At 47.3% G+C, this 20,701-nt stretch carries 16 protein-coding genes; all 16 read right to left on the bottom strand.

The annotated features are described in order from the left end of the window. Positions 1 to 120: 120 nt before the first annotated feature. The 16 genes from BMX69_RS21335 to BMX69_RS21260 all read right to left on the bottom strand — a co-directional run bounded on the left by BMX69_RS21335 (position 121) and on the right by BMX69_RS21260 (position 20,595). A complete protein-coding gene (locus tag BMX69_RS21335) occupies positions 121 to 462 on the bottom strand; it encodes a P-II family nitrogen regulator (protein WP_100043463.1) in 342 nt (113 codons plus the stop codon). Between the two features lie 19 nt (positions 463 to 481). Next, positions 482 to 1,717 carry an ammonium transporter gene (locus BMX69_RS21330; RefSeq protein WP_100043462.1) on the bottom strand — a complete coding sequence of 412 codons (1,236 nt, stop codon included), beginning with the start codon at positions 1,715 to 1,717 and terminating at the stop codon, positions 482 to 484. A 248-nt stretch (positions 1,718 to 1,965) separates the two neighbouring features. Continuing rightward, on the bottom strand, positions 1,966 to 3,483 hold the full coding sequence (locus tag BMX69_RS21325) for a bifunctional metallophosphatase/5'-nucleotidase (RefSeq protein WP_100043461.1): 1,518 nt from the start codon (positions 3,481 to 3,483) through the stop codon (positions 1,966 to 1,968). 4 nt (positions 3,484 to 3,487) lie between these two features. Continuing rightward, positions 3,488 to 4,297: a phosphonate ABC transporter, permease protein PhnE gene (gene phnE / locus BMX69_RS21320; RefSeq protein ID WP_054790998.1), complete on the bottom strand. Its 810-nt coding sequence runs from the start codon at positions 4,295 to 4,297 to the stop codon at positions 3,488 to 3,490. Positions 4,298 to 4,309: 12 nt separating this feature from the next. Then, complete coding sequence (gene phnE, locus BMX69_RS21315) at positions 4,310 to 5,131, bottom strand: phosphonate ABC transporter, permease protein PhnE (RefSeq protein ID WP_100043460.1); 822 nt, start codon at positions 5,129 to 5,131, stop codon at positions 4,310 to 4,312. After that, the gene (gene phnC / locus BMX69_RS21310; RefSeq protein WP_100043459.1) at positions 5,128 to 5,883 is read right to left on the bottom strand and encodes a phosphonate ABC transporter ATP-binding protein; all 756 of its coding nucleotides are present in this window, start codon (positions 5,881 to 5,883) and stop codon (positions 5,128 to 5,130) included. The genes phnE (BMX69_RS21315) and phnC overlap by 4 nt, the downstream gene beginning before the upstream one ends. A gap of 83 nt (positions 5,884 to 5,966) precedes the next feature. Then, the gene (locus BMX69_RS21305) at positions 5,967 to 7,073 is read right to left on the bottom strand and encodes a phosphate/phosphite/phosphonate ABC transporter substrate-binding protein (protein ID WP_100043458.1); all 1,107 of its coding nucleotides are present in this window, start codon (positions 7,071 to 7,073) and stop codon (positions 5,967 to 5,969) included. 48 nt (positions 7,074 to 7,121) lie between these two features. After that, positions 7,122 to 8,096 (bottom strand): LacI family DNA-binding transcriptional regulator, encoded by a 975-nt coding sequence (locus tag BMX69_RS21300; RefSeq protein ID WP_092240895.1) that lies wholly within the window; start codon positions 8,094 to 8,096, stop codon positions 7,122 to 7,124. A 210-nt stretch (positions 8,097 to 8,306) separates the two neighbouring features. Then, the gene (locus BMX69_RS21295) at positions 8,307 to 10,511 is read right to left on the bottom strand and encodes a DNA topoisomerase III (RefSeq protein ID WP_100043457.1); all 2,205 of its coding nucleotides are present in this window, start codon (positions 10,509 to 10,511) and stop codon (positions 8,307 to 8,309) included. Between the two features lie 430 nt (positions 10,512 to 10,941). Continuing rightward, positions 10,942 to 12,330, bottom strand: a complete 1,389-nt coding sequence (locus BMX69_RS21290) for an MATE family efflux transporter (RefSeq protein ID WP_100043456.1) — start codon at positions 12,328 to 12,330, stop codon at positions 10,942 to 10,944. Between the two features lie 238 nt (positions 12,331 to 12,568). Further along, positions 12,569 to 13,582: an ABC transporter permease subunit gene (locus BMX69_RS21285; protein ID WP_100043455.1), complete on the bottom strand. Its 1,014-nt coding sequence runs from the start codon at positions 13,580 to 13,582 to the stop codon at positions 12,569 to 12,571. Then, entirely contained in the window at positions 13,583 to 14,638 is a 1,056-nt protein-coding gene (locus BMX69_RS21280; RefSeq protein WP_100043454.1) for an ABC transporter permease, read from the bottom strand. Continuing rightward, positions 14,631 to 16,151 (bottom strand): sugar ABC transporter ATP-binding protein, encoded by a 1,521-nt coding sequence (locus tag BMX69_RS21275; protein WP_100043453.1) that lies wholly within the window; start codon positions 16,149 to 16,151, stop codon positions 14,631 to 14,633. The genes BMX69_RS21280 and BMX69_RS21275 overlap by 8 nt, the downstream gene beginning before the upstream one ends. A gap of 153 nt (positions 16,152 to 16,304) precedes the next feature. Further along, positions 16,305 to 17,369, bottom strand: a complete 1,065-nt coding sequence (locus BMX69_RS21270; RefSeq protein WP_100043452.1) for an ABC transporter substrate-binding protein — start codon at positions 17,367 to 17,369, stop codon at positions 16,305 to 16,307. 174 nt (positions 17,370 to 17,543) lie between these two features. Beyond that, entirely contained in the window at positions 17,544 to 18,983 is a 1,440-nt protein-coding gene (locus BMX69_RS21265; protein WP_242941313.1) for a sensor histidine kinase, read from the bottom strand. Beyond that, positions 18,967 to 20,595, bottom strand: a complete 1,629-nt coding sequence (locus BMX69_RS21260; protein ID WP_160117893.1) for a response regulator transcription factor — start codon at positions 20,593 to 20,595, stop codon at positions 18,967 to 18,969. The genes BMX69_RS21265 and BMX69_RS21260 overlap by 17 nt, the downstream gene beginning before the upstream one ends. Between the last annotated feature and the right edge of the window lie 106 nt (positions 20,596 to 20,701).

The following is a 20,701-nucleotide window of genomic DNA, read 5'->3' as shown; positions in this document are numbered from 1 at the left end:
ACCTTTGCGTCGGTTTTTGATACCTCGACAAAGCTTTTCGACATGAGTAAATGTATATTTTGGCAAAATAACTGCCCTGCCTCTCATTTATCAGAAGCAAGGCAGATAGAAGGATCTTCCTTATTTGACCGCGTCAACTCCTCTCTCTCCGGTGCGGATCCTGATGGCATCTTGTACATCGGATATAAATATCTTCCCATCGCCAAATTCTCCGGTATAAGCCCTGTCTGCGATACAGGAGGCAACAGCCTCCGCCTGTTCATCCGGCACTACCGTCTCGATTTTGATTTTTGTGAGAAAGTTATAATCCACTTCAACACCCCGGACAAACTCCGTCCAGCCCTTCTGGTTTCCGCAGCCCATGACCTGCATGACGCTTAAGCCATTTAAGTTAAGCTTATCTATGACTTCCTTAATTTCCTCCAGTTTCTCCGGACGGATATATGCTTCTATTTTTTTCATATGGCGGCCCTCCTTTCTCTTAATCCATTCCGTTAAATGCGGGATAAGCGGTTTCTCCATGCTCCGAGATATCAAGTCCGAGAGCTTCCTCTTTCTTTGAAACCTTAATCCCTTTCGTAACAAGTGAAGTGAGCCTCGCAGCGATCAGAGTTCCTATGACGGCAATCACAATGGTGATCCCAATGGCCGCCAACTGGCGGAGGAAAAGAGCGGCTTCACCAAATGCAAGGCCGTTCCAGGCCGCCCCCGGATTAATGCTGGTTTTCCCAAATATTCCGGTGGCAATCCCGCCCCAGATACCACCGATCCCGTGGCATCCGAATACATCTAAGGCATCATCATAGCCAAATCTGGATTTCACATAATCGATAAAAAAATAACAAATAGGGCTGACAAGTCCTCCGATAATGATTGCCGCCCAGACCGGTACAAAGCCGGCGCCGGGAGTTATGGCCACCAGGCCGATGACCAGACCGGTGGAAGCGCCCACTAGGGTTGGCTTTCCGTTCTTTATAACCTCCACCAGTACCCAGGAAAGGAGGGCAGAGGCCGCTGCAGTGTTAGTCGTCATAAATGCGTGGGCTGCCAGCTCGTTTGCCTCCAGGGCACTGCCTCCGTTAAAACCAAACCAGCCAAACCAGAGCAGGGAAGCCCCCAGAAATACGAAGGGGATATTGTGAGGATGGTATGGCGCTTTTCCTAAGTTCTTTCGTTTGCCAAGGAGAATGGAAAGTACCAGCGCACTGACGCCGGAGCTGATATGTACTACATTTCCTCCTGCAAAATCAACAGAACCGATCCGGAATAAATAGCCTCCTCCCCATACCATATGAGCCAGGGGATAATAAACGATCAATGACCAGAGCACCATAAAAAGAACGAGGGAAGCAAACTTCATCCGCTCCGCAATGGCTCCCGTGATCAGAGCCGGGGCGATGATGGCAAACATCATCTGAAATATGGCAAAGGCCAAGGTGTTGGGATAAGGCAGGGTTGTGTCCGTAAAGGTGTTGAAATTGAGGCCGGCCCATCTTAAATCACCGATGACTCCTCCCAGGTCACCGCTGAAAGACAGGGAAAAGCCGACCAAAACCCACATAACAGATCCGACTCCCATGATGATGGCTGATGACATCATCATATTAATAACATTTTTGCGTTTTACCAGACCTCCGTAAAAAAATGCCAGCCCCGGCGTCATAATAAAAACCAGGGCCGAGCTGATCAAAAGCCAGGCCAAATCTCCATGATCCATAATTGCAGCTCCTCCTTTTAGATTCAAAAAAATGAAGCCATAACTCGTTGTGCCAATGCACAATGTTATGGCTTCGTTGCCTTGAAGTTTTCTGCCGTCTCCGGTATAGGGCTAGACTAAAGCAAGAGCAGTTCTTTGTCAAGAAATTTACGAAGAACGGCCGGATAAACTTATTTTATAAATTTACTGATTTAAAAAATGAATTTAATTCTTTCATTTTCATTGATTTTAAAGACCTGGGATTGCTATTATAGCAGAACCAGCCCGCCGTTATTAACAATCTCCACCACAGAATGCTTACGCAAATACTCCAGAGCCATCTGCGGAACCTCTGTTCCAATGCGTTTTATAACCCGGCATTCCCTGTATACCTCATAACCTCCGGTGCCGCTGGCCCGGTAATCGCTCATGCAAAGGCTTAAGGTGCGGCCGGCAAGAGGTTCTCCTTTATACAGGATCTTCTTCACCCGGTTTCCCACTGACTCTTTTAAGTCCAATTCAAAGGTGATCCCGGAAAAATAATCATAATTATAATGCTCCACTTTAGGCTTTAAGAACACGTCTGATATCTCAATATTCCCATCTTTTAAAGTAAAATATTCAGCGCAGCGCTCCAAAGCCTTTTTAAGAAACTCTTCCTTTACCTCAAGGACCACAAGGGTATTGGAAAACGGGTAGACCCACACCAGATCCCGCATCGTCACATGATCCGGCAGGCTGATAGGCGAATTTCCCAGGCCAACGCAGGAGATATCCGCTCCCGTATAGCTAAGCTGGACCTGATTGAAAAAATCTGCGATGGGCGACCCATAGAGGGCCATATCAAGCTTGCTCTTTTCCGGAACCGGCTCCCTTAAGCGGCCGATGTCCGCATCCAGCCATTCCTGTACCGCTTCCTCCAGAGGAAGCAGAGACTCGTAAGGCTCTTTCCCATGAACCTCCCCTGCAGGGCATATGGAAGATTTCACCGAAACCTTCCCGTTATCAAGCCTGATATCCAGGCAGGCATACTGTGCGGCATTAGGAGCCAGCTGCAGGGTATGGGTTCCGAATAAATCTCTTCCAGGAACTGACATGTGCTGGTGGGCAGTCAAAAGGATGTCGTAATCCAGCTCCTTTAAAATGCGGCAGCCCACATTTTCTCCTGATGTACTTAAAACCATTCCATTATCAAGATCACATTCATAGCCGCCGTGATAGATGCAAACGGTGACATCTGCCTGGCTTTTTAAATTTTGCAGCTCTTCTGCCGCCGCTTCAAACGCATCGGTAATGTGGATCTTCTCTAAATGCTCCGGCTGCTCCCACACGTTAACATAATCCGTCACAACACCGGTCACTCCCAGGCGAAGCCCATTTTCCAGCGTAAAGATATGGCTCCTCGATATCTGTGCCTTTCCCTCTAAGTCTCTGGCATTGGCACAGAGACAGATTCCTTTAAGCGCCTGAACGTATTCAGAAAGACACTCATAGCCAAAATTAAAATCATGATTTCCCGGAACAACGGCATCGTAACCTGCCTCATTGTATACCCTTGCTATGGGATTTATTCCAGGGACAGCTTCCTTCCGGGACGTGATATAGGTGGCAAAGGGCGCCCCCTGCAGCGTATCCCCTCCGTCAAATACAAGAGTATTTCCATCTTTTTGAAAGTTGGAGATACAGTTTAAAAGTCCCATGGGCCGTTCTTCTCTGTCTCCGTAAGAGGTGGGGAACAGGTATCCGTGCACATCCGAGGTGTAATAAATTCTTGCCTGTTTCTCCAACTGATCACCCCCTGGCCAGCTTCACGCGTATTTTGGTGGATATGTATTCCACGATAAGAACTAAAACCACAAGGCCGACCAGAATAGCTCCCGCCTCATTCCACCGGTAGGCATTCATGGCAAAGATCAGGGGCGCTCCTATTCCTCCGGCTCCCACCAGTCCCAGAACCGTTGCATCCCTTAAGTTAATATCAAACCGGTAGATAACCGTAGATGCAAAATTGGGAATCAGCTGGGGCAGGATTCCATACCGGATTTTCTGGAACGTATTGCAGCCGCAGGCATCTAAGGATTCCAGAATCCTGGTGTCCAGATCCTCAATGGCTTCAATATACATTTTGGATACCATGCCGATGGAGCAGACGGACATGGTTAAAAGGCCGGTAAAAGCACCGGGTCCGCTGACGCGGATGAACATAAGGCCATATACAAAGGCCGGAATGGTCCTCACCGCCATAATCACCAAACGGCTCAAATAGGCTATGGGAGCCGGCATCAAATTGGAAGCGGATAAAAAGGATAATGGAATGGCAAGAAATGCCCCCACAATGGTTCCTAAAAATGCAATGCAGACCGTTTCCAAAAGAAGGTACGGAACTCCCTGTACGGTCAGATTAAACAGCAGTTTCCTATCCGGGTGAATAATCCCGTTTAAAATATTTCCGGCTATCTTAAGTCCTCCAAGTCCGCTTCCTGAAAAATCCACGGCAGAACCGGACCATAGAATGAGGGCCAGGATAACCACGGACACGGTTATCCGGTATACTGTGTTTCTTGGGCGTTCTTCATATGCTTTTTCAATCTGTTTATTCATCAGTCGGCCCTCCTACACCAGTTTCCGGCGGCAGTAACGGCTCACCGACTCAATTAAAAATACGGCAACAAACAGCATGATAAGAATCATGCCCACACTGGGGTATTCTCTCCAGCCTAACTTCTCATTTAAAATCAGCCCAAGGCCGCCTGCGCCCACGTAGCCTAAAATCGCTGCATAGCGGACATTTCCTTCAAAACAAAACAATCCATTGGATATATAGGAAGGAAGTACCTGGGGAATAATGGCGCTCACAAAGGCCCGGACCTTGGTGGCTCCTATAGCTTCCATAGCCTCAAAGGCTCCCATATCGGCAGTTTCGATCTCTTCATATAAAATCTTACCCATATAGGCAAAGGTGAAAACGGTAATGGCCGTAGTTCCTGCCAGGGTGCCAAGGCCGAACACATAAGTGGCGATCAGAGCGGTTACCAGAGTGGGAAGTGTCCTTACAATGCTTAAGAACAATCTCATGGCACTGACGACTGTAGTGCTTTTTATGATGTTGGTGGAAGCAGCCATTGCAAAGGGAACGACCAGCACCGCGCCAACCACGGTTCCCAGAAGCGACATCTTAATGGTGTCAAATAAGGGCTTCCACACCTGAGAGCTATAGGAAAATGCCGGAGGAACCATCATTCCCAATATAACAAAGAACTGGTTTCCCCTTTCCAGCAAGACCCTCATGTCAAAGCCGGTGATTTTCACGGAAAGCGCGGTTAAAAATACCAGGATCAAAGCGATCAGAGGAAACCTGGAAGCCGGCCGAAAGACGGTCTTTCCGCTGGACAATACGATTTTCCTGGGCGGAAATATCTTGTCATATAAACTCATCCTGCCGCCTCCTCTTCTTTTCCTTCATATATTTCATCTAAAATATCCTGGGTAACTTCGGAGGCCGGGCCATCGTATACGATCTGACCTGCGCGTATGCCTACTACGCGGCTTGCATACTGAAGCGCCAGATCCACATGATGAATGTTTAACAGGATGGTAATGTTCATTTCCTTATTGATCCTTAAAAAATCTCCCATAACCTGTTTTGCTGTAACCGGGTCAAGGGAAGCCACCGGCTCATCTGCCAGGATGATCTGGGGATTCTGAGCCAGGGTCCTTGCAAGCGCAACCCTCTGCTGCTGGCCTCCTGACAGCTGATCCGCACGGACAAACGCCTTATCAAGGATTCCCACCTTGTCAAGTGCCTCTAAGGCTCCAAGCTTATCCTCCTTTGGATAAATGCCGAATAAGGCCTTTAAAAACGGCAGTTCCGGTACCTTTGACATAAGAACATTATTAATGACCAGGGTTCTGGTCACCAGGTTAAAGGACTGGAAGATCATGCCGATTTTGCGGCGAAAGCGCCTTAACTCCTTTCCCTTTAACTGCATCACATCGGTTCCATCTACGGTCAGGCTGCCTTCCGTAATATCATGCATGCGGTTAATGGTACGGAGAAGGGTAGATTTTCCGGCACCGGAAAGGCCAATGATCGCTACAAATTCCCCCTGCTCAATCTTTAAGTTTACATCTTTTAAGGCATGAAAGCCATTGGGGTACTTTTTGCCCACCTGATTAAATTCAATCATATTTTCCTCATTTCCCAGGATAAAGTGCGGAGGCGCCGCAAATGTTTTCCGTTTACGACGCCTCCGCAGCCTGTGTGTATTATTTATTTCGCATTTAATTCCTTAATCATCTTCTGTGCCGCACGTTCATTGTCATAATCAGAACTCTGTGCAGGCTTATAACCATTGTGGCTGTAGATGGCAATGACTTTCTTGCCCTCTTCCGTGTTGCCAATGTTGATAAATGCGTTCTGAATTGCCTTTATAAACGCATCATCCATGATTTTGGAGGTCTTGCTCACGCTGACCGTATCATTGAAAATAGGAGGAGTCACACCGATTACACCTGTTTCTTCCCAGATGGAGCCGGCTCTTCCGTATTCAGATTTCCATTTCTCCTCATAATCCCTGCGGGCGTCCGCATAGGTACAGAGAACATCCACCTGTCCGGAAGCAAGTCTTGCAAATGCGCTTCCATAGGAATCAGACTGAACTGCGTGGGAAAGATTTAAAATATTCTTCTGGAAATTATCCTGAAGCCATAAGGAGGGATAAATGTATCCTGCCGGTGAAGAGGATGACATAACGCTCCAGTTTGCTCCGTCTAAATCCTCAAAGGTCAATGCTTCGCCCTTGTTTACCTTATCTGCCAACGCTTTTCCCTTTTCAGAAGGTCCTGCAATAATAAGCGCGCGGTAGGAAGTTGCCTGATCAGTGGTTCCCTCGGTTGCCTTGCCGTCATTCCAGTCCTTTGCGGAATCGAAATTTTTGCTTAATGCATCCCTGGTGGCCGTAAGAATCACTTCTGCACCATCATCATAAAGGACGTAAGTTCCTCCAGGAATCAGACCGATATCTGCAGTACCTGCGGAAAGAGCCTCTCCAACCGCTTCATAGCTGGTTCCAACCGTAATTACTACTTCACCGATATCATAGCCTTCTTTTCCCAGCTCTGACTTCAGCATCTCTTTTAAAGGCTCTGTGGCGGTTACGATCTCCTGCGGCTCCCTGGAAGGAACAAAGTATACATTCAGTTTGTCAACCTTCTTGTTCTCAGCTTTTGTCTCCGCCTTTGTGGTTTCTCCTTCTGCAGAAGACGCTGCCTCGGTCCCTGCTGCGGTTGTGGCTCCTGTTTGGCTGCCGCCAGAACATCCGCCGATCATTGCTGCACAAAGTGCTGCTGCCATTAATACAGAAACTGTTTTTTTCATACTGCTCTCCTTTTTGTGTGATTCATCGGTTCTTGGGATTATGAGTTATCACGCACTGTCCCCTACCTCTAGCTTTGTCGGGAGAAAAATTGTCATATTGTCCTTACGGCCTTCCTGGATCTGTTCCAGCAGAAGCTTGATGGCTGTCTGCCACACGATATCAGGAAACATCCGGACCTTGGTGTACGAGGGCCATTTGGATTCCAGGGTCTCAATGTCTTTATAGATGACCACAGCCACATCCTTTGGCACACGAAGACCTGCATCCTGAAAGGCTTCCAATGCCCCTTCCGCCACCTCTTCGCTTCCTAAGAGCACCGCTTCCGGCAGACGGCCTGACTGGATTGCCTGCTTTGCCAGATGATAACCGCTTTCCCTGCTGATATCGCCTATGTAAAAATTCCCTTCCTCATAAAAGCCTCTCTGCATAAAAGCTCCCCGGATTCCTTCCAGTCTCCGGTAACCGATTCTTACCTGGCCTTCTTCATAAATTCCTCCGATATAGCCGACGCTGCAGTATTTTTTCTGATCCATAAGATAGTCCAGCATTTCATGGATTCCCTTATTAAAGTCCATGACAATGCTGTCATACTCATAATCCTTTGGATCCGAATTGATGAATACGATGGCAAAACTCTGCATACGCAGAAACTCCATCTCTTCCTCGGAAAAAACACCGAAGGCCATGATACCGTCGTACTGTCCAGGCTGATTTTTATCCAGCCGCACAAACCGCACATCATTTTTACCTGACATGGACTTTACGATTAAGTCCAGGGAAGAAAGCCTGATGTTGGTCCGGTCTTTCCGGATAATATGCCAGTCAGCTACTCCTATGACAATTCCTCTTTCTTTCTGTGCATGACGCCTCCTGGGTGGGACATATTTTAACTCGTGGGCAATTCTGAATATCCTTTTTTTCACTTCCGGACTTACCACAATGGTATCATCCTGGTTTAATACCCTTGATACCGTTGCAATGGATACATCCGCAAGCTGCGAAATTTCTTTTATTGTAGCCATAATCTATATCCTCACCTTCCAATTTTCATTATAATTGCAGTTTCTGTCAGCGTCAATAAGTAAAGTAAAATTTTACTAAATTTTTACTTGATTTTGATCCGGGATTCACAAAAAGGATGTCTGACTTGAGACATCCTTTTCCTATACCACATGATCCTTTGTCACGGCCTCCCTTTGTCCAGGCCGTGACCAGGACTTTCAACGAAGAGGTTAATCCTCTTTCCCTCCCAGATTCAGCTTTGCAAAAGCGTCTGCAAAGGCTGAATTAATGGGCATATCCCCTTCCTTTTTCTGCTGGTTCATATACTTTGCCACATCTTTTTTGGATACCCCGGCGCCTTCCTTTGCACGCCGTTCCTTAAAGGAAGAAAGCTTTTCCTTGTAGCCGCATTTGCAGACAAAGATTTGTCCGTCCCCTTTCCCCTTAAGCTCCAGCTTCTTATGGCATACCGGGCATCTTGCATTACTGGTTCTGGAAACTGTCTCCCGGTGCCCGCACTCCCTGTCCTGGCAGACCAGCATCTCGCTGTTTTTTCCTTTGACTGCCAGCATCCGCTTGCCGCAGACCGGGCATTTGTGATTGGTCAGGTTATCATGGTTAAAGCTGCCTTCTCCGGCCCTGATCTGATGGATCAACTCCCCGGAATACTGCCTGATATCCTTCATAAACGCGGCCCGTTTTAATTTTCCACCGGCAATTTCAGAAAGCCTCATCTCCCATTCCGCTGTCAGCTCCGGTTTCTTTAGATCCTCCGGTACAAGGGTAAGCAGCTGTTTGGCCTTGGAGGTCAAATAGATGTCCTTTCCGCGCCGTTCCAGAAGAAAGCCGGAAAACAGCTTTTCAATGATATCTGCCCTTGTGGCCACGGTCCCAAGTCCCCCTGTTTCCCCCAGGGTCCTTGCCATGTCACGGTCTTTTGTTTCCATATAAGATACCGGATTTTCCATAGCGGTAAGGAGGGTTGCTTCCTGAAAGGGTGACGGTGGCTTTGTCTTTCCTTCGGTCATGGCAACCGTCAGCTTAGCAAGCCGGTCCCCCTTTTTCATAACAGGAAGATTCTGTTCCTTTAATTCCTGTTCCTCGTCTTCCTCATCCTGGGTTTCATAAACTTCCTTCCAGCCCAGTGCCTTTACGGTTTTTCCCCTGGCTGCCAGAGTTTCTCCCCCTAAATCCAGGGTAATCTCTGTCTGTTCATATTCAAAAGGAGGATACAGTACCGCTAAGAATCTGCGGACCACCAGATCATAGATTTTCCGCTCATCAATGGTCATGTGGTCCAGCTGAACAAACTGTTCCGTAGGAATGATGGCATGGTGATCCGTCACCTTCTTGTCGTTCACAAAGGAAGGAGCTGCCTGGATCCTCTGGTTCACCAGCCTTCCGGCCAGTTTCCGGTACGGCCCAACGCCGCAGGCCTCCAGCCTTTCCTTAATGGATGGAACGATATCCGAGCTTAGATACCTGGAATCTGTTCTGGGGTAAGTAAGGACCTTGTGGTTTTCATAAAGCCTCTGCATGATATTTAACGTCTCTTTTGCAGAATAGTTAAACCTTCGGTTGGCTTCCCTCTGAAGTTCCGTCAGATCATAAAGCTGGGGAGATTCCTTCTTCTTCGGAACACTTTTCACCTCTGTGACCACACCCTCGCCCTGGGCTTTCATTTTACCTAAAAGGGCTTCCACCCGGTCCTTGTCAAAGGAACGGAAGCTCTTTGACTTCTCATCCCGCCAGGTAAAGGAAAGTGCCGGGTTCGTACATTTGGCCGTAATGCCGTAGTAAGGTTTGGGAACAAAATTTTTGATCTCCTCTTCTCTCCTTGCGATGATGGCAAGGGTAGGAGTCTGCACACGGCCGCAGCTTAAGCTGGCGTTGTATTTGCAGGTCAGCGCCCTGGTTGCATTGATACCTACCAGCCAGTCCGCTTCGGCACGGCACATGGCGGCATCGTATAAGTTATCGTAATCATGGCCATTTTTTAACTTTGCAAAGCCTTCCTTAATGGCCTTGTCCGTAACAGAAGAGATCCAGAGCCTTTTTATCGGCTTCTTATTCCCCGCCTTTTCCAGGATCAGCCTGGCTACAAGCTCCCCTTCCCGTCCGGCATCAGTGGCAATGATGATTTCTCCCACATCTGCCCGGTGGATCTGGGATTTTACCACACGGTACTGCTTTCCGGTCTGTTTGATGACTTCAAGCCGGAACTGGTCCGGCATCATGGGAAGGTCCTCTATCTTCCATTCCTTATATTTGGGATCATAATCTTCAGGGTCAGCCAATGTGACCAGATGACCAAGTCCCCAGGTGACCACATAATTTCCCCCTTCGATTACTCCATTGTTGTTCTTATTGCAGTGAAGGACCCGGGCAATGTCCCTGGCCACTGACGGTTTTTCCGCTATGATTAAAGCTTTCATGTAATTCCTCCAAACTCAAGTCTCTCCCAATTATATCGTATAGTCCTGGTTATTACAACTTCTACATGATATCAGAGCGTGCCAAAAAAGCCGGCCCTGTCATGCGGTAACAGAAACGGCTTTATTGGAGGAGTCATGATCCCTCACGGGTCAATTGAAGGTATCATCAGAGGGTTCGTCTGATGTATAGAATATTCACATGTAGTTAGTTGTAGCTAACTACATGTATATTAGCATAAACTAATCTAAAATACAAGAGGTTTCTTGAAAAGATTTTTTATCTTCATGCTTCCTGCTGTTCCATGGCTTCAACAATTCCTTTTATATAATTTATATCCGTCTTCAGTTTTTCTTCTGACTTCCATAAGAGGAGCCCATAGAACAGGAGCAAGGCATGAAGCCTCTGCTCCTTCTTATTATTATGTATGTTTTAATCTTCCTGCCCCAATACGATGTTATGGATCCACACGCCCTTTTTCACCAGCACAAAGCCAACGATGCATTTAATGATCTCCACCATCTGGCACATGAAATATAACGGTACGATAGGAATAGAAGTATACCGGCTTAAGGTATAGGCTACCGGTATGCTGACTACCCACATGAATACGCTGTCAAATAAAAAAGTGATCATCGTCTTTCCGCCGGAACGCAGGGTAAAATATGCTACATTCATGAACGCACTCATAGGCATGCAAAAGGCCAGTATGCGGATAAACCGGACTGCCAGACTTCTGACCTCGTCCGTGGTGTTGTAGATCATGGGGAACAGGGGGGCTGAGACCGCCAAAAGGGCTCCCATAATCACACAGGAACCAACGGAAAATGCGATCAGCTTCGTGTCCGTTTCCCTGGCTTCCTCCATCTTTCCGGCTCCCAAAAGCTGTCCCACGATAATGGAGACCGCGCTTCCTAAGGCTAAGTAAACCACATTAAATACATTTCCTATGGTGGCGGATATATTAAGGCCTGCCACCGCAGTCAGTCCTCTCACAGAATAGCACTGCATCAGGGTAGCCACCCCCGCTGCCCAAAGGGCTTCATTTACGATGAGAGGTGTCCCCTTCACAAAGATATTCCTCACAAGGCCCGCCGGTATATAAAAGCTCTTATAAGCTCCTGTAATAAACGGATTCTTTTTCACATTCTTATGGGTCCAGGTAATTATAATCGTTGCTTCTACGAATCTGGCCATAACGGTTGCAATTGCCGCTCCAACGACACCAAGGACCGGGGCTCCCAGCTTTCCAAAGATCAGGATATAATTAAACACAAGATTTACAAGGACTGCCACAATTCCGGCTTTCATGGGAACTACCGTTTCTCCGCATTCCCTCAAGGTACTGACATAAGCCTGCTCAATCGCAAAGGGTACCAAACCAATCAGCATGACCAGCATATACTGTCTTCCATGCATCAGCGCTGTCGCAAGCTCCGCATCGTTCCCTTCTCCGTGGAGATACATGGCGATCATATCCTCTCCAAAGAAGAAAAACACGGCCACCGCAACCGCAGAAAGAAGCGCGCAGCAGATGATTTTAAACCGGAATGTATGACGCACTCCGTCATGCCTTCCGCAGCCAAAGAACTGGGCGCCGAAAATACCTGCTCCCGATATGATTCCAAAAATACTGATGTTAAAGACAAAGATCAGCTGGTTCACAATTGCCACGCCGGACATCTGCTCTGTTCCTACCATACCCACCATTATATTATCCAGCAGGCTGACAAAGTTGGTGATCCCGTTTTGAACCATAATGGGAATGGCGATTGTCAGCACCATTCTGTAAAACGCCTTATTTCCGATAAATTTTTTCATAAGTTCTTCCAGTAAAAGCGCGCTTTTCTGTTATACCTCCATAACGTGGATTTTCTGCCTTACGCAGAGTATCATAACTTTAATATGGAACAAGGCCTATGTCAACTAATTCCGCTTCTTTTACCCGGTTTTTTCACTGAAAGGGAAAGAGGAAAATCAACAGGCAAAAGCCGCTGTCCGGCGGCTCTATCCCGTCAGGCAGCGGCTGGCGTCTACCCATATCTTTCTCTTCCAGATCTTACTTCTCCTTTGCCTTGGCAAACAGGCTTTGAAGAAGAATAAAAAATGCCAGAAGTGCAGCAATGGTGATCTTCGTCCACCAGGAGGAAAGCGTCCCCTGGAAGGTGATGAATGTCTCTATGGTTCCCTTTATTAAAACCCCAAACAGACTTCCAAATACATTTCCCACACCTCCGGACAGCAGTGTCCCACCGATAACCGCCGATGCGATGGCTTCCATCTCAAACCCCTTGGCCTGCTCCACAAAGCCCGCACAGGTATTTAAACAGAATAAAAACCCGCCTAATGCACATAAGAAGCCGTTAATGACATACACAAAAAGCTTCGTACGCTTTACATTTAGCCCCATCATCAGTGCGGACTGCTCATTTCCGCCCACCGCGTAAATCGTCCGCCCGAACTTCGTATATTTTAATACCACAAAGACCAGCACCAGTACCGCCAGGGCGATGATAACGCTTGGATAAAGAAAGGGATAGTTTACCACACCCTTTTTATTTACGGTTCCGCCAAGAAAGGTCAAATTGATTTTACTCTTCGCCCATTTTAAAAACAGCTCATTCTTTACACTGATCATTTCCTGACTGATGATGGCCGTCATGCCTCTGGCAAAGAACATTCCCGCCAGGGTCACGATAAAGGGCTGTATTTTTAAGTAGGCAATAAAAAATCCCTGGACCAGGCCAAAGAAGATGCCCATGACCAGAACAGTCAAAAGGGCCGGAACAGCCCCGATTCCCTTTACTTCCATCATCCAGGCCAGCATCATGCAGGTAAGGGCCACCACAGATCCAACGGAAATATCAATCCCCCCAGTGATCATGACCATGGTCATGCCAGCCGCTATCACGATCAGGCCGGCATTGGAAATAAAAAGGTTTAAAAATACCTGGGGCTTTGCAAAGCCTTTGCCATTAAAGATTATGATTCCGGCTATGTACATTGTCACAAAAAGGGCAATGGTGATCATAAGCAGGAATACCTTTCCATCTCTCTTTCCTTTGTTCTTCATTTATGCCACCTTCTTTCCCGCTTCATGGCCTGATTGGAATCTTTTCGCCATTTTTTTAAGCTCCGTTGACTGAAGAGCAACGATGATCACCACGACGATTGCCTTATAAACCGGAATCTGGTCCGGAGAGACCCCCATAGCATATAAGGTGGTGCTTAAGGCCTGAATGGTGTAAGCACCGATGACACTGCCAAGGAGGGAAAATTTACCACCTCCCAGGCTGTTTCCCCCTAATGCTACCGCAAGGATCGCATCTAGCTCCAGATTAAGCCCGATGTTGTTGGCGTCTGCCGAATAGATTCTCGAAGATGCCACCAGGCCGGATACACCGGCGCAAAGTCCGCAGAATACATAGGACAGAAAGATGATCCTGGAAGACTTGATCCCCATGAGCCTGGAAGCCCTGGAGTTAATTCCTACCGTCTGGATATAAAGTCCCAACGTGGTTTTTTTAAGCAGAACATAGGTAAGGATCACCACCAGCAGCGCCACGAATACGGGAGTCGGAACAGGAATCCCTGGAATGCTGGCTCCCAGCATTTTATAGGACTCCACCCGGATGTAGGTAATCTGCCCTCTGGTGATCAGCTGTGCCATACCCCGCCCTGCCGTAAACAGGATCAAGGTCGCTACCATAGGCTGGATCTTCATCTTCGCCACCAGGAACCCATTAAAGCAGCCGCACAACATTCCTGCAAAAACGGCTGCCAACACACCTAATAGATAGGGATTCTGAAACTCATTCACGGTCTGCAGTCCGCCTGCCAGGATATAGCAGCAGACGGCTCCCGCCACAGACATGACCGCTCCCACGGAAATATCCGTCCCACCGGAAGCCGCCACAACCAAGGTCATTCCCACAGACAGGATCACCAGATCACTGGCCCGGTTGATCACATCGATAATATATCCGTATAAAACACCGTTTTTTAACGTCACCTGAAAAAAAGTAGGTGTTTTAATAAGGTTTGACAACAGCACCAGAACAAGGCAGAACAGAGGCAGGAACAAGCGGGTTCCTGTCAGTTTTTTCACAAACATGATCAGTTTATTCATCTCCCCCACCTCCTGCAATCGCCTTCATAATGTTATTCTGGTCAAGCTCTCCTTCTTCCAGTTCCCCCACCTTCTGTCCATCCCGGAGTACGGCCATACGGCTGCAGGTACGCAGCATTTCTTCCACTTCTGAGGAAATAAACATTACGGACTTGCCCTCCTCTGAAAGCTTTACCACCAATTTCTGGATCTCTGTCTTGGTACCGACATCGATCCCTCTGGTGGGTTCATCCAATATGAGAAAATCCGGATCCGTGAGGAGCCATCTTCCTAAGATTACTTTCTGCTGGTTTCCACCGCTTAAGCTTTTAATAGGAGTCTCCCTGTTAGCCGTCTTTATCTGTAAAAGCTCTATATACTTATCAGCAAGCTCCTCCTGCTCTTTTCTACCGAAGGGCTGGAACATTCCCTTCTTTGCCTGAAGCGCAAGGATCAAATTGTCCCGTACCGACAGATCCGCCACGATCCCTTCCTCCTTCCGGTTTTCCGGAAGGTAGGCCATACCAGCCTTCATGGCGTCAAGGGGCGCCGCCACCGAAACCGGCCGGCCTTTTACCTTCAGTACCCCGCTGTCCGGCTTATCCGCTCCGTAAAGGCTCCTTGCCAGCTCCGAGCGGCCGGATCCTAAAAGCCCGGTAAGACCGATTACTTCCCCTTTACGGATCTTAAGATCGTAAGGCTTTATGGTTCCCTGTTTTCCGATTCCCTGTGCATCGATCACCAATTCTCCGGACCGTTCCTCCGCCTCTCCTCCTTTTTTAATGGCAGCCAGATCGTCAAAATCTTTTCCCATCATCATTGCTACCAGCTGTACTCTGGGCAGCTTTTCCGTTTCATACTCTCCTACCAGAGCCCCGTTTCTAAGAACGGTGATCTTATCGCAAACCTCATATACCTGTTCCAGGAAATGAGTGACAAAGATGATTCCCACACCTTCCGATTTGAGGCGGTTCATCAGATGAAACAGCTTCTCCACCTCATTGTCATCCAGGGAAGAAGTGGGTTCGTCAAGAATCAAAACCTTTGCAGACATATCCACGGCTCTGGCGATGGCAAACATCTGCTGCAAAGCGATGGAGTAATTCTCCAGGGCCCTTGTCACGTCAATATGAATATCCAGACTCTCCATCAGATCTTTCGCCTTCTTATTCATGGTTTTCCAGTCGATGATGCCTGCCCGCTTCGGCTCCCTGCCGATGAATAAATTTTCCGCCACAGATAAATTGGGGCAGAGATTAACCTCCTGGTAGACCGTGCTGATCCCATGAGCCTGGGCCTCCTGGGGAGAATGGTTGATCATATTCCCCTTAAACCCGGCAATGGTAATTTCTCCTGATTCAAACTCTTCCACACCTGTCAGGACTTTAATAAGGGTGGACTTTCCGGCTCCGTTCTCCCCCATCAGCGCATGGATCTCTCCTCTTCTTAATGTAAAGTCTACACGATCAAGGGCCTGCACGCCTGGAAATGTTTTTGATATACTTCGCATGGCTAATACGATTTCATTGGGCATAGAATCCCTTCCTTTTTTTCCCCGTCCTGCTTAAACCGGCAAATTCAGGGATCAAAAAAGGTGCGGAGCGGAGGACTTTAAACCTCCGTCCTCCATTCCCCTGCACCTGTTTATCCAGATTCACTTCTGTTTACGGCTATGAAGCCCCGTGGATCAATAGGCCCTCTTTGGTTTTTCCTGAGCCGCCGTATCAGCCGGATATACTCCTTCCTGTACATAGGCGATCTTATCCACGCTTTCACCCTTTTCCAGCTTCTGAATGATTTCAGCCACGCGAGGGCCATGAAGCGGGTTACATTCTACGGATACATTCATATCACCGGCAATCATGGAATCAAAAGCAGCCGCAACCGCGTCAAAGGAAATGATGATGATATCGCCCTTTGGCCCGCAGGTCTTTCCTGCTGCCTTGATGGCGTCAATGGCTCCAAAAGCCATGTTGTCATTTTCAGCGATCACTACGTCAATATCACTATAGGTCTTAAGGAAGGATTCCATTACCTCCTGTCCCTTTGCCTGAGTAAATTCTCCTGTCTGGCGCTCTAACATCTTCCACTTGGGATGATCTTTCATCTTTTCTTCCACACCGTCGGTACGTCCGATCTGGGCAGAAGAACCGATGGTTCCCTGCAGGGTCACGATGTTGATGTCATCGTCCGTACGGTTATTATTCTTTAAGTACTCATCTAGCCATGCCACTGCATCATAGCCTTCCTGAAGGAAATTGGAGCCAACCCATGCAGTATAGAGGGAATCGTCAGAGACATCAATCATACGGTCAACGATGATGACCGGGATCCCCGCATCCTTTGCTTCCTGTAAAACCGTATCCCAGCCCGTTTCCGTAACCGGTGCGATCACAATATAGTCCACATCCTGCTGGATAAAGTTGCGGACTGCCTTTAACTGGTTTTCCTGCTTCTGCTGCGCATCATCAAATATCAGCTTGTACCCGTTTGCTTCTGTAAACGTGGATTTCATGGATTCGGTGTTGGCTGTTCTCCAGTCAGATTCTGCTCCTACCTGGGAAAAACCTACCACAAGCAGATCCTTTTTTTCCTCTGCCTTGGCTGCCTCTGTCTTGGCTGCCTCTGTTTTTGTTTCCCCGCTGGCCGGAGCCCCGGTGGTTGCCGCAGTCTGGGAACCGCTGCATCCAGATAAAACCATAGCTGCAGTCATGGCAGCCGCCGTCATCATGCCCAGTAATCTTTTCTTCATATCCGTTCCCTCCAAAATGATAGATCGTGTTATCTTCTCTTAGTGACTACCAGTATCATAACGGTTTCAGGCTCTCTTCTCAATGCAATATCTTTTGTAAACGGTTGAGTTTCTTACACCTTTTCCGTTCATTTAAAAACTAAGTTGGATTTTTTCGGAAAAAAGGTTGATTTTTTATCTGTTCCCCTTTATAGAAGCCGGGATCCTGACTGTAACAGAGGTTCCAACCCCATACTCGCTTTCGATGGAAAGCCCATAGGTTTCGCCGAAATTGAGCCGGATCCTCTCTGCCACATTGGCGATTCCAAATCCTTCCCGCAACCCTAAGTCCTCTCCGCCGTTCCGCACCAGTCTCTGCATTTTTTCAAGCTCCTCCGGCTTCATCCCGATGCCGTTATCCTCCACTTTTAACAGAATGTCCTCTTCCTCCTGCCAGCCGCTGATCTTTAGAAAGCCCTTTTTCCTGCAATTCTTAATTCCATGGTAAAGGGCATTCTCCACAATAGGCTGCAGAGTCAGTTTCAACGTAGAGAATTCCATGATCTGCTCCTTAAAATCGATCTCATAATCCAATATATCCTCATAGCGGAAATGCTGGATCTGAAGATAGCTCTTTACATGTTCAGCCTCTCCCCTGATGGTGATAAAATCCCTTCCATTATTAAGCCCCATCCGCAGAAAGGAAGAAAGGGCCGTGATCATGTCCACTACCTCCTGATGACGTTTCCCCTCTGCCAGCCAGACAATTGTATCCAGGGTATTATAAAGAAAATGAGGATTGATCTGAGCCTGTAAAAGCTTTAATTCGGTTTTTCTCTTTAGCTCCTGTTCTTCCTTGATGTGATCAATCAGCTCCCCGATTCGGATCACCATGTGATCATACTGGTCGCTTAGCATCTGAATCTCCCGTATATTACTTTTGGGCGCATGGACCTTTAGGCTGCCGTTTGCAAGCACCATGGTATATTGACACAGTTCCTCAATGGGTTTTGTAATCTTCTTTCCAAAGGAAGAAAAAGAAACGATTAAAAACACGATGATATAAGCGGAAACCACGATGCATGAGGCAATGACCCTCTTTGTCTGGGAATCCAGCTTTAAGCGTGTAGATTCTAAGGTCTTTGTTTCATTGTAAATATAATCGGACATGGTTTCCTGAATGAGCTCAGTGATTATGTAAATATCCTTATCCAGGCGCTCCATATTCCGGTCATAATCACCGATGATATTGCTGGTACGGATGTCTTCAATCCTTTTTTCCAGAATGCCGATGAGAATGATGATCCCATCCAGTCCCTTTTTGCTGTTCTCCTGAGGCGTGGAATCCTTTAACTGTTCAAACAGCCTCCGGGAATTTTCCAGTTCCTCATAGGGATTTAACGAATCAAAGGTGTCCGCTCCTATGACAATGCGGTACATCTTATAATCAATGTTGGATTTAAAGTCAAAATTAAACTCCGTAGCCATCGTTAAGTTCCGGATGCTTTGCCTATACTGTTCGTTCTGCCATTCCATCATATACAGCAATATCCCAATCATAATAATGACCGGGATAAATACGATTGCCTGCATGGATTGTAATTTTGCTTTGATCGAATCACGTTTTTGCATCATTTCTGCCTCCTGACCGGAATGCTTTCGGCGTAATTCCATGAGTCTTTTTAAATATGTAGCTGAAATAATGGGGATCTTTATACCCCACCTGATATCCGATTTCCGAGGCCCGAAGGTCTGTCTTAAGAAGCAGCTCCTTTGCCGCTTCCATACGGACCTTTGTTAAATATTCCACAAAGGTGATCCCCATCTCCTGGCTGAATATGGTGCTGAAGTAATTGGGGCTTATATTCACGCTGGAGGCCACCACATTTAAAGAAATGTCCTCATCCTTATAGTGACGTTCAATGTAATCCCTGGATTTATCAAGAACCAGGCGGTACTTTTTCTGGGAACAGGTGGTGCGAAGGGTAATGGCTTTTGTAAGGATCTCCCTGGCGTACTTTACCGCCACTTCTTCAGATCCCACACAAGGCTTTAAGGCCTTCCCATCCCCAAATTCCTTTAAGACCTGTTCCGGCTCAAAACCAAGCTGAGTGACAAAACCGATGACAGCAAGATAAACATCCATCAGCAAATACTGCCGGAAGATTAAGGACTTAAAATTATTCCCGCAAGCCTCTAAATATTCTTCCAGAAAATACTTCACCTCTGAAATTGAACCGTTTTTAAGGAAATTAGGAACAATATCCCGGCTAAGTTTGGTTATGTCCATCCCTTCCAGGCTGATGGTTCCTGAATCGTCATGAAGCCGGACAGCCGCTTCTGCCGTAAGAAGCTGGTTGTATTCCAGCATGTACCGGCAGGCATAGGCCCGGCTTGCCGCCTTAAAGCAGGTTCTGAGCTCACCGAGCCTGCATACCGGAACACCGATTCCTCCGAAATACTCCATGCCCGGACAGGACTCCACAAGGCGGACCAAAAGCTTAGAGCAGGCAGCCGCCTTTCTATCAAGATCTTCCCAGTCATTTCCCATGACCAGAAATGCATACCCTTCTGTTAAGCGGTTAAATACGATGACCTCTGCCCTGTTCTCAAACCGGTCCTTTATCATTTCATCAAACATAACAACCTGGTCCGTAAACTGTTCCTGGCTGCCGGAAACCCTCGCCTGAAACAAAATCAGATTATATACCGGAGCGCTTAAGGACAGACTGTGTTCCCGACCCTTAATAAGGATCTCCTGAAGGCTTAAGTTTCCTGATACAATGGTATCAAACAGCCGGTCCCGCTCCATCCGCTTACTTTCTTCCTGTTGCTTTAGAAACTCCAGTTTATACCCTCTTTCGCTTTTCTCCTGGATAATGGCTTCGCTCATGCGCTCCAGAGCCTCTAGCAGCTGGCTGCTGCTGACAGGCTTAAGAAGGTAATCCGCTGCACCGATCTTTATGGCCCGCTTTGCGTATTCAAAGTCATCATATCCGCTGAAAAACATGATGCGAAGGTCCGGAAGTTCTCTCTTTACCATCTCAGCCAGCTCAAGCCCATCCATAAAGGGCATTCGGATGTCAGTAAGCAGGATATCTGGCTTTGCCTTTAGGATCAATGGATATGCCAGCTCCCCATCCGGTGCTTCCCCTGCAAACTCAAATCCGTATCTTTCCCACGGAATACCATTTTTAATTCCCTCACGGACTATTTTTTCATCCTCAGCAAGAAAAATTTTAACCATGTCAGATCCCCCCTGTATGCCCCACATTCATGAGTAGATTATATAAAATCTAAAAAAGAAATATAAGAGAATAATTTCAGTACCTGTATTTTCAATCGTAAAAAAA

This window comes from Lacrimispora sphenoides JCM 1415 (assembly GCF_900105615.1).
Taxonomy (GTDB): Bacteria; Bacillota; Clostridia; order Lachnospirales; family Lachnospiraceae; genus Lacrimispora; species Lacrimispora sphenoides.
This window is presented reverse-complemented; position numbering and strand designations above follow the sequence as displayed.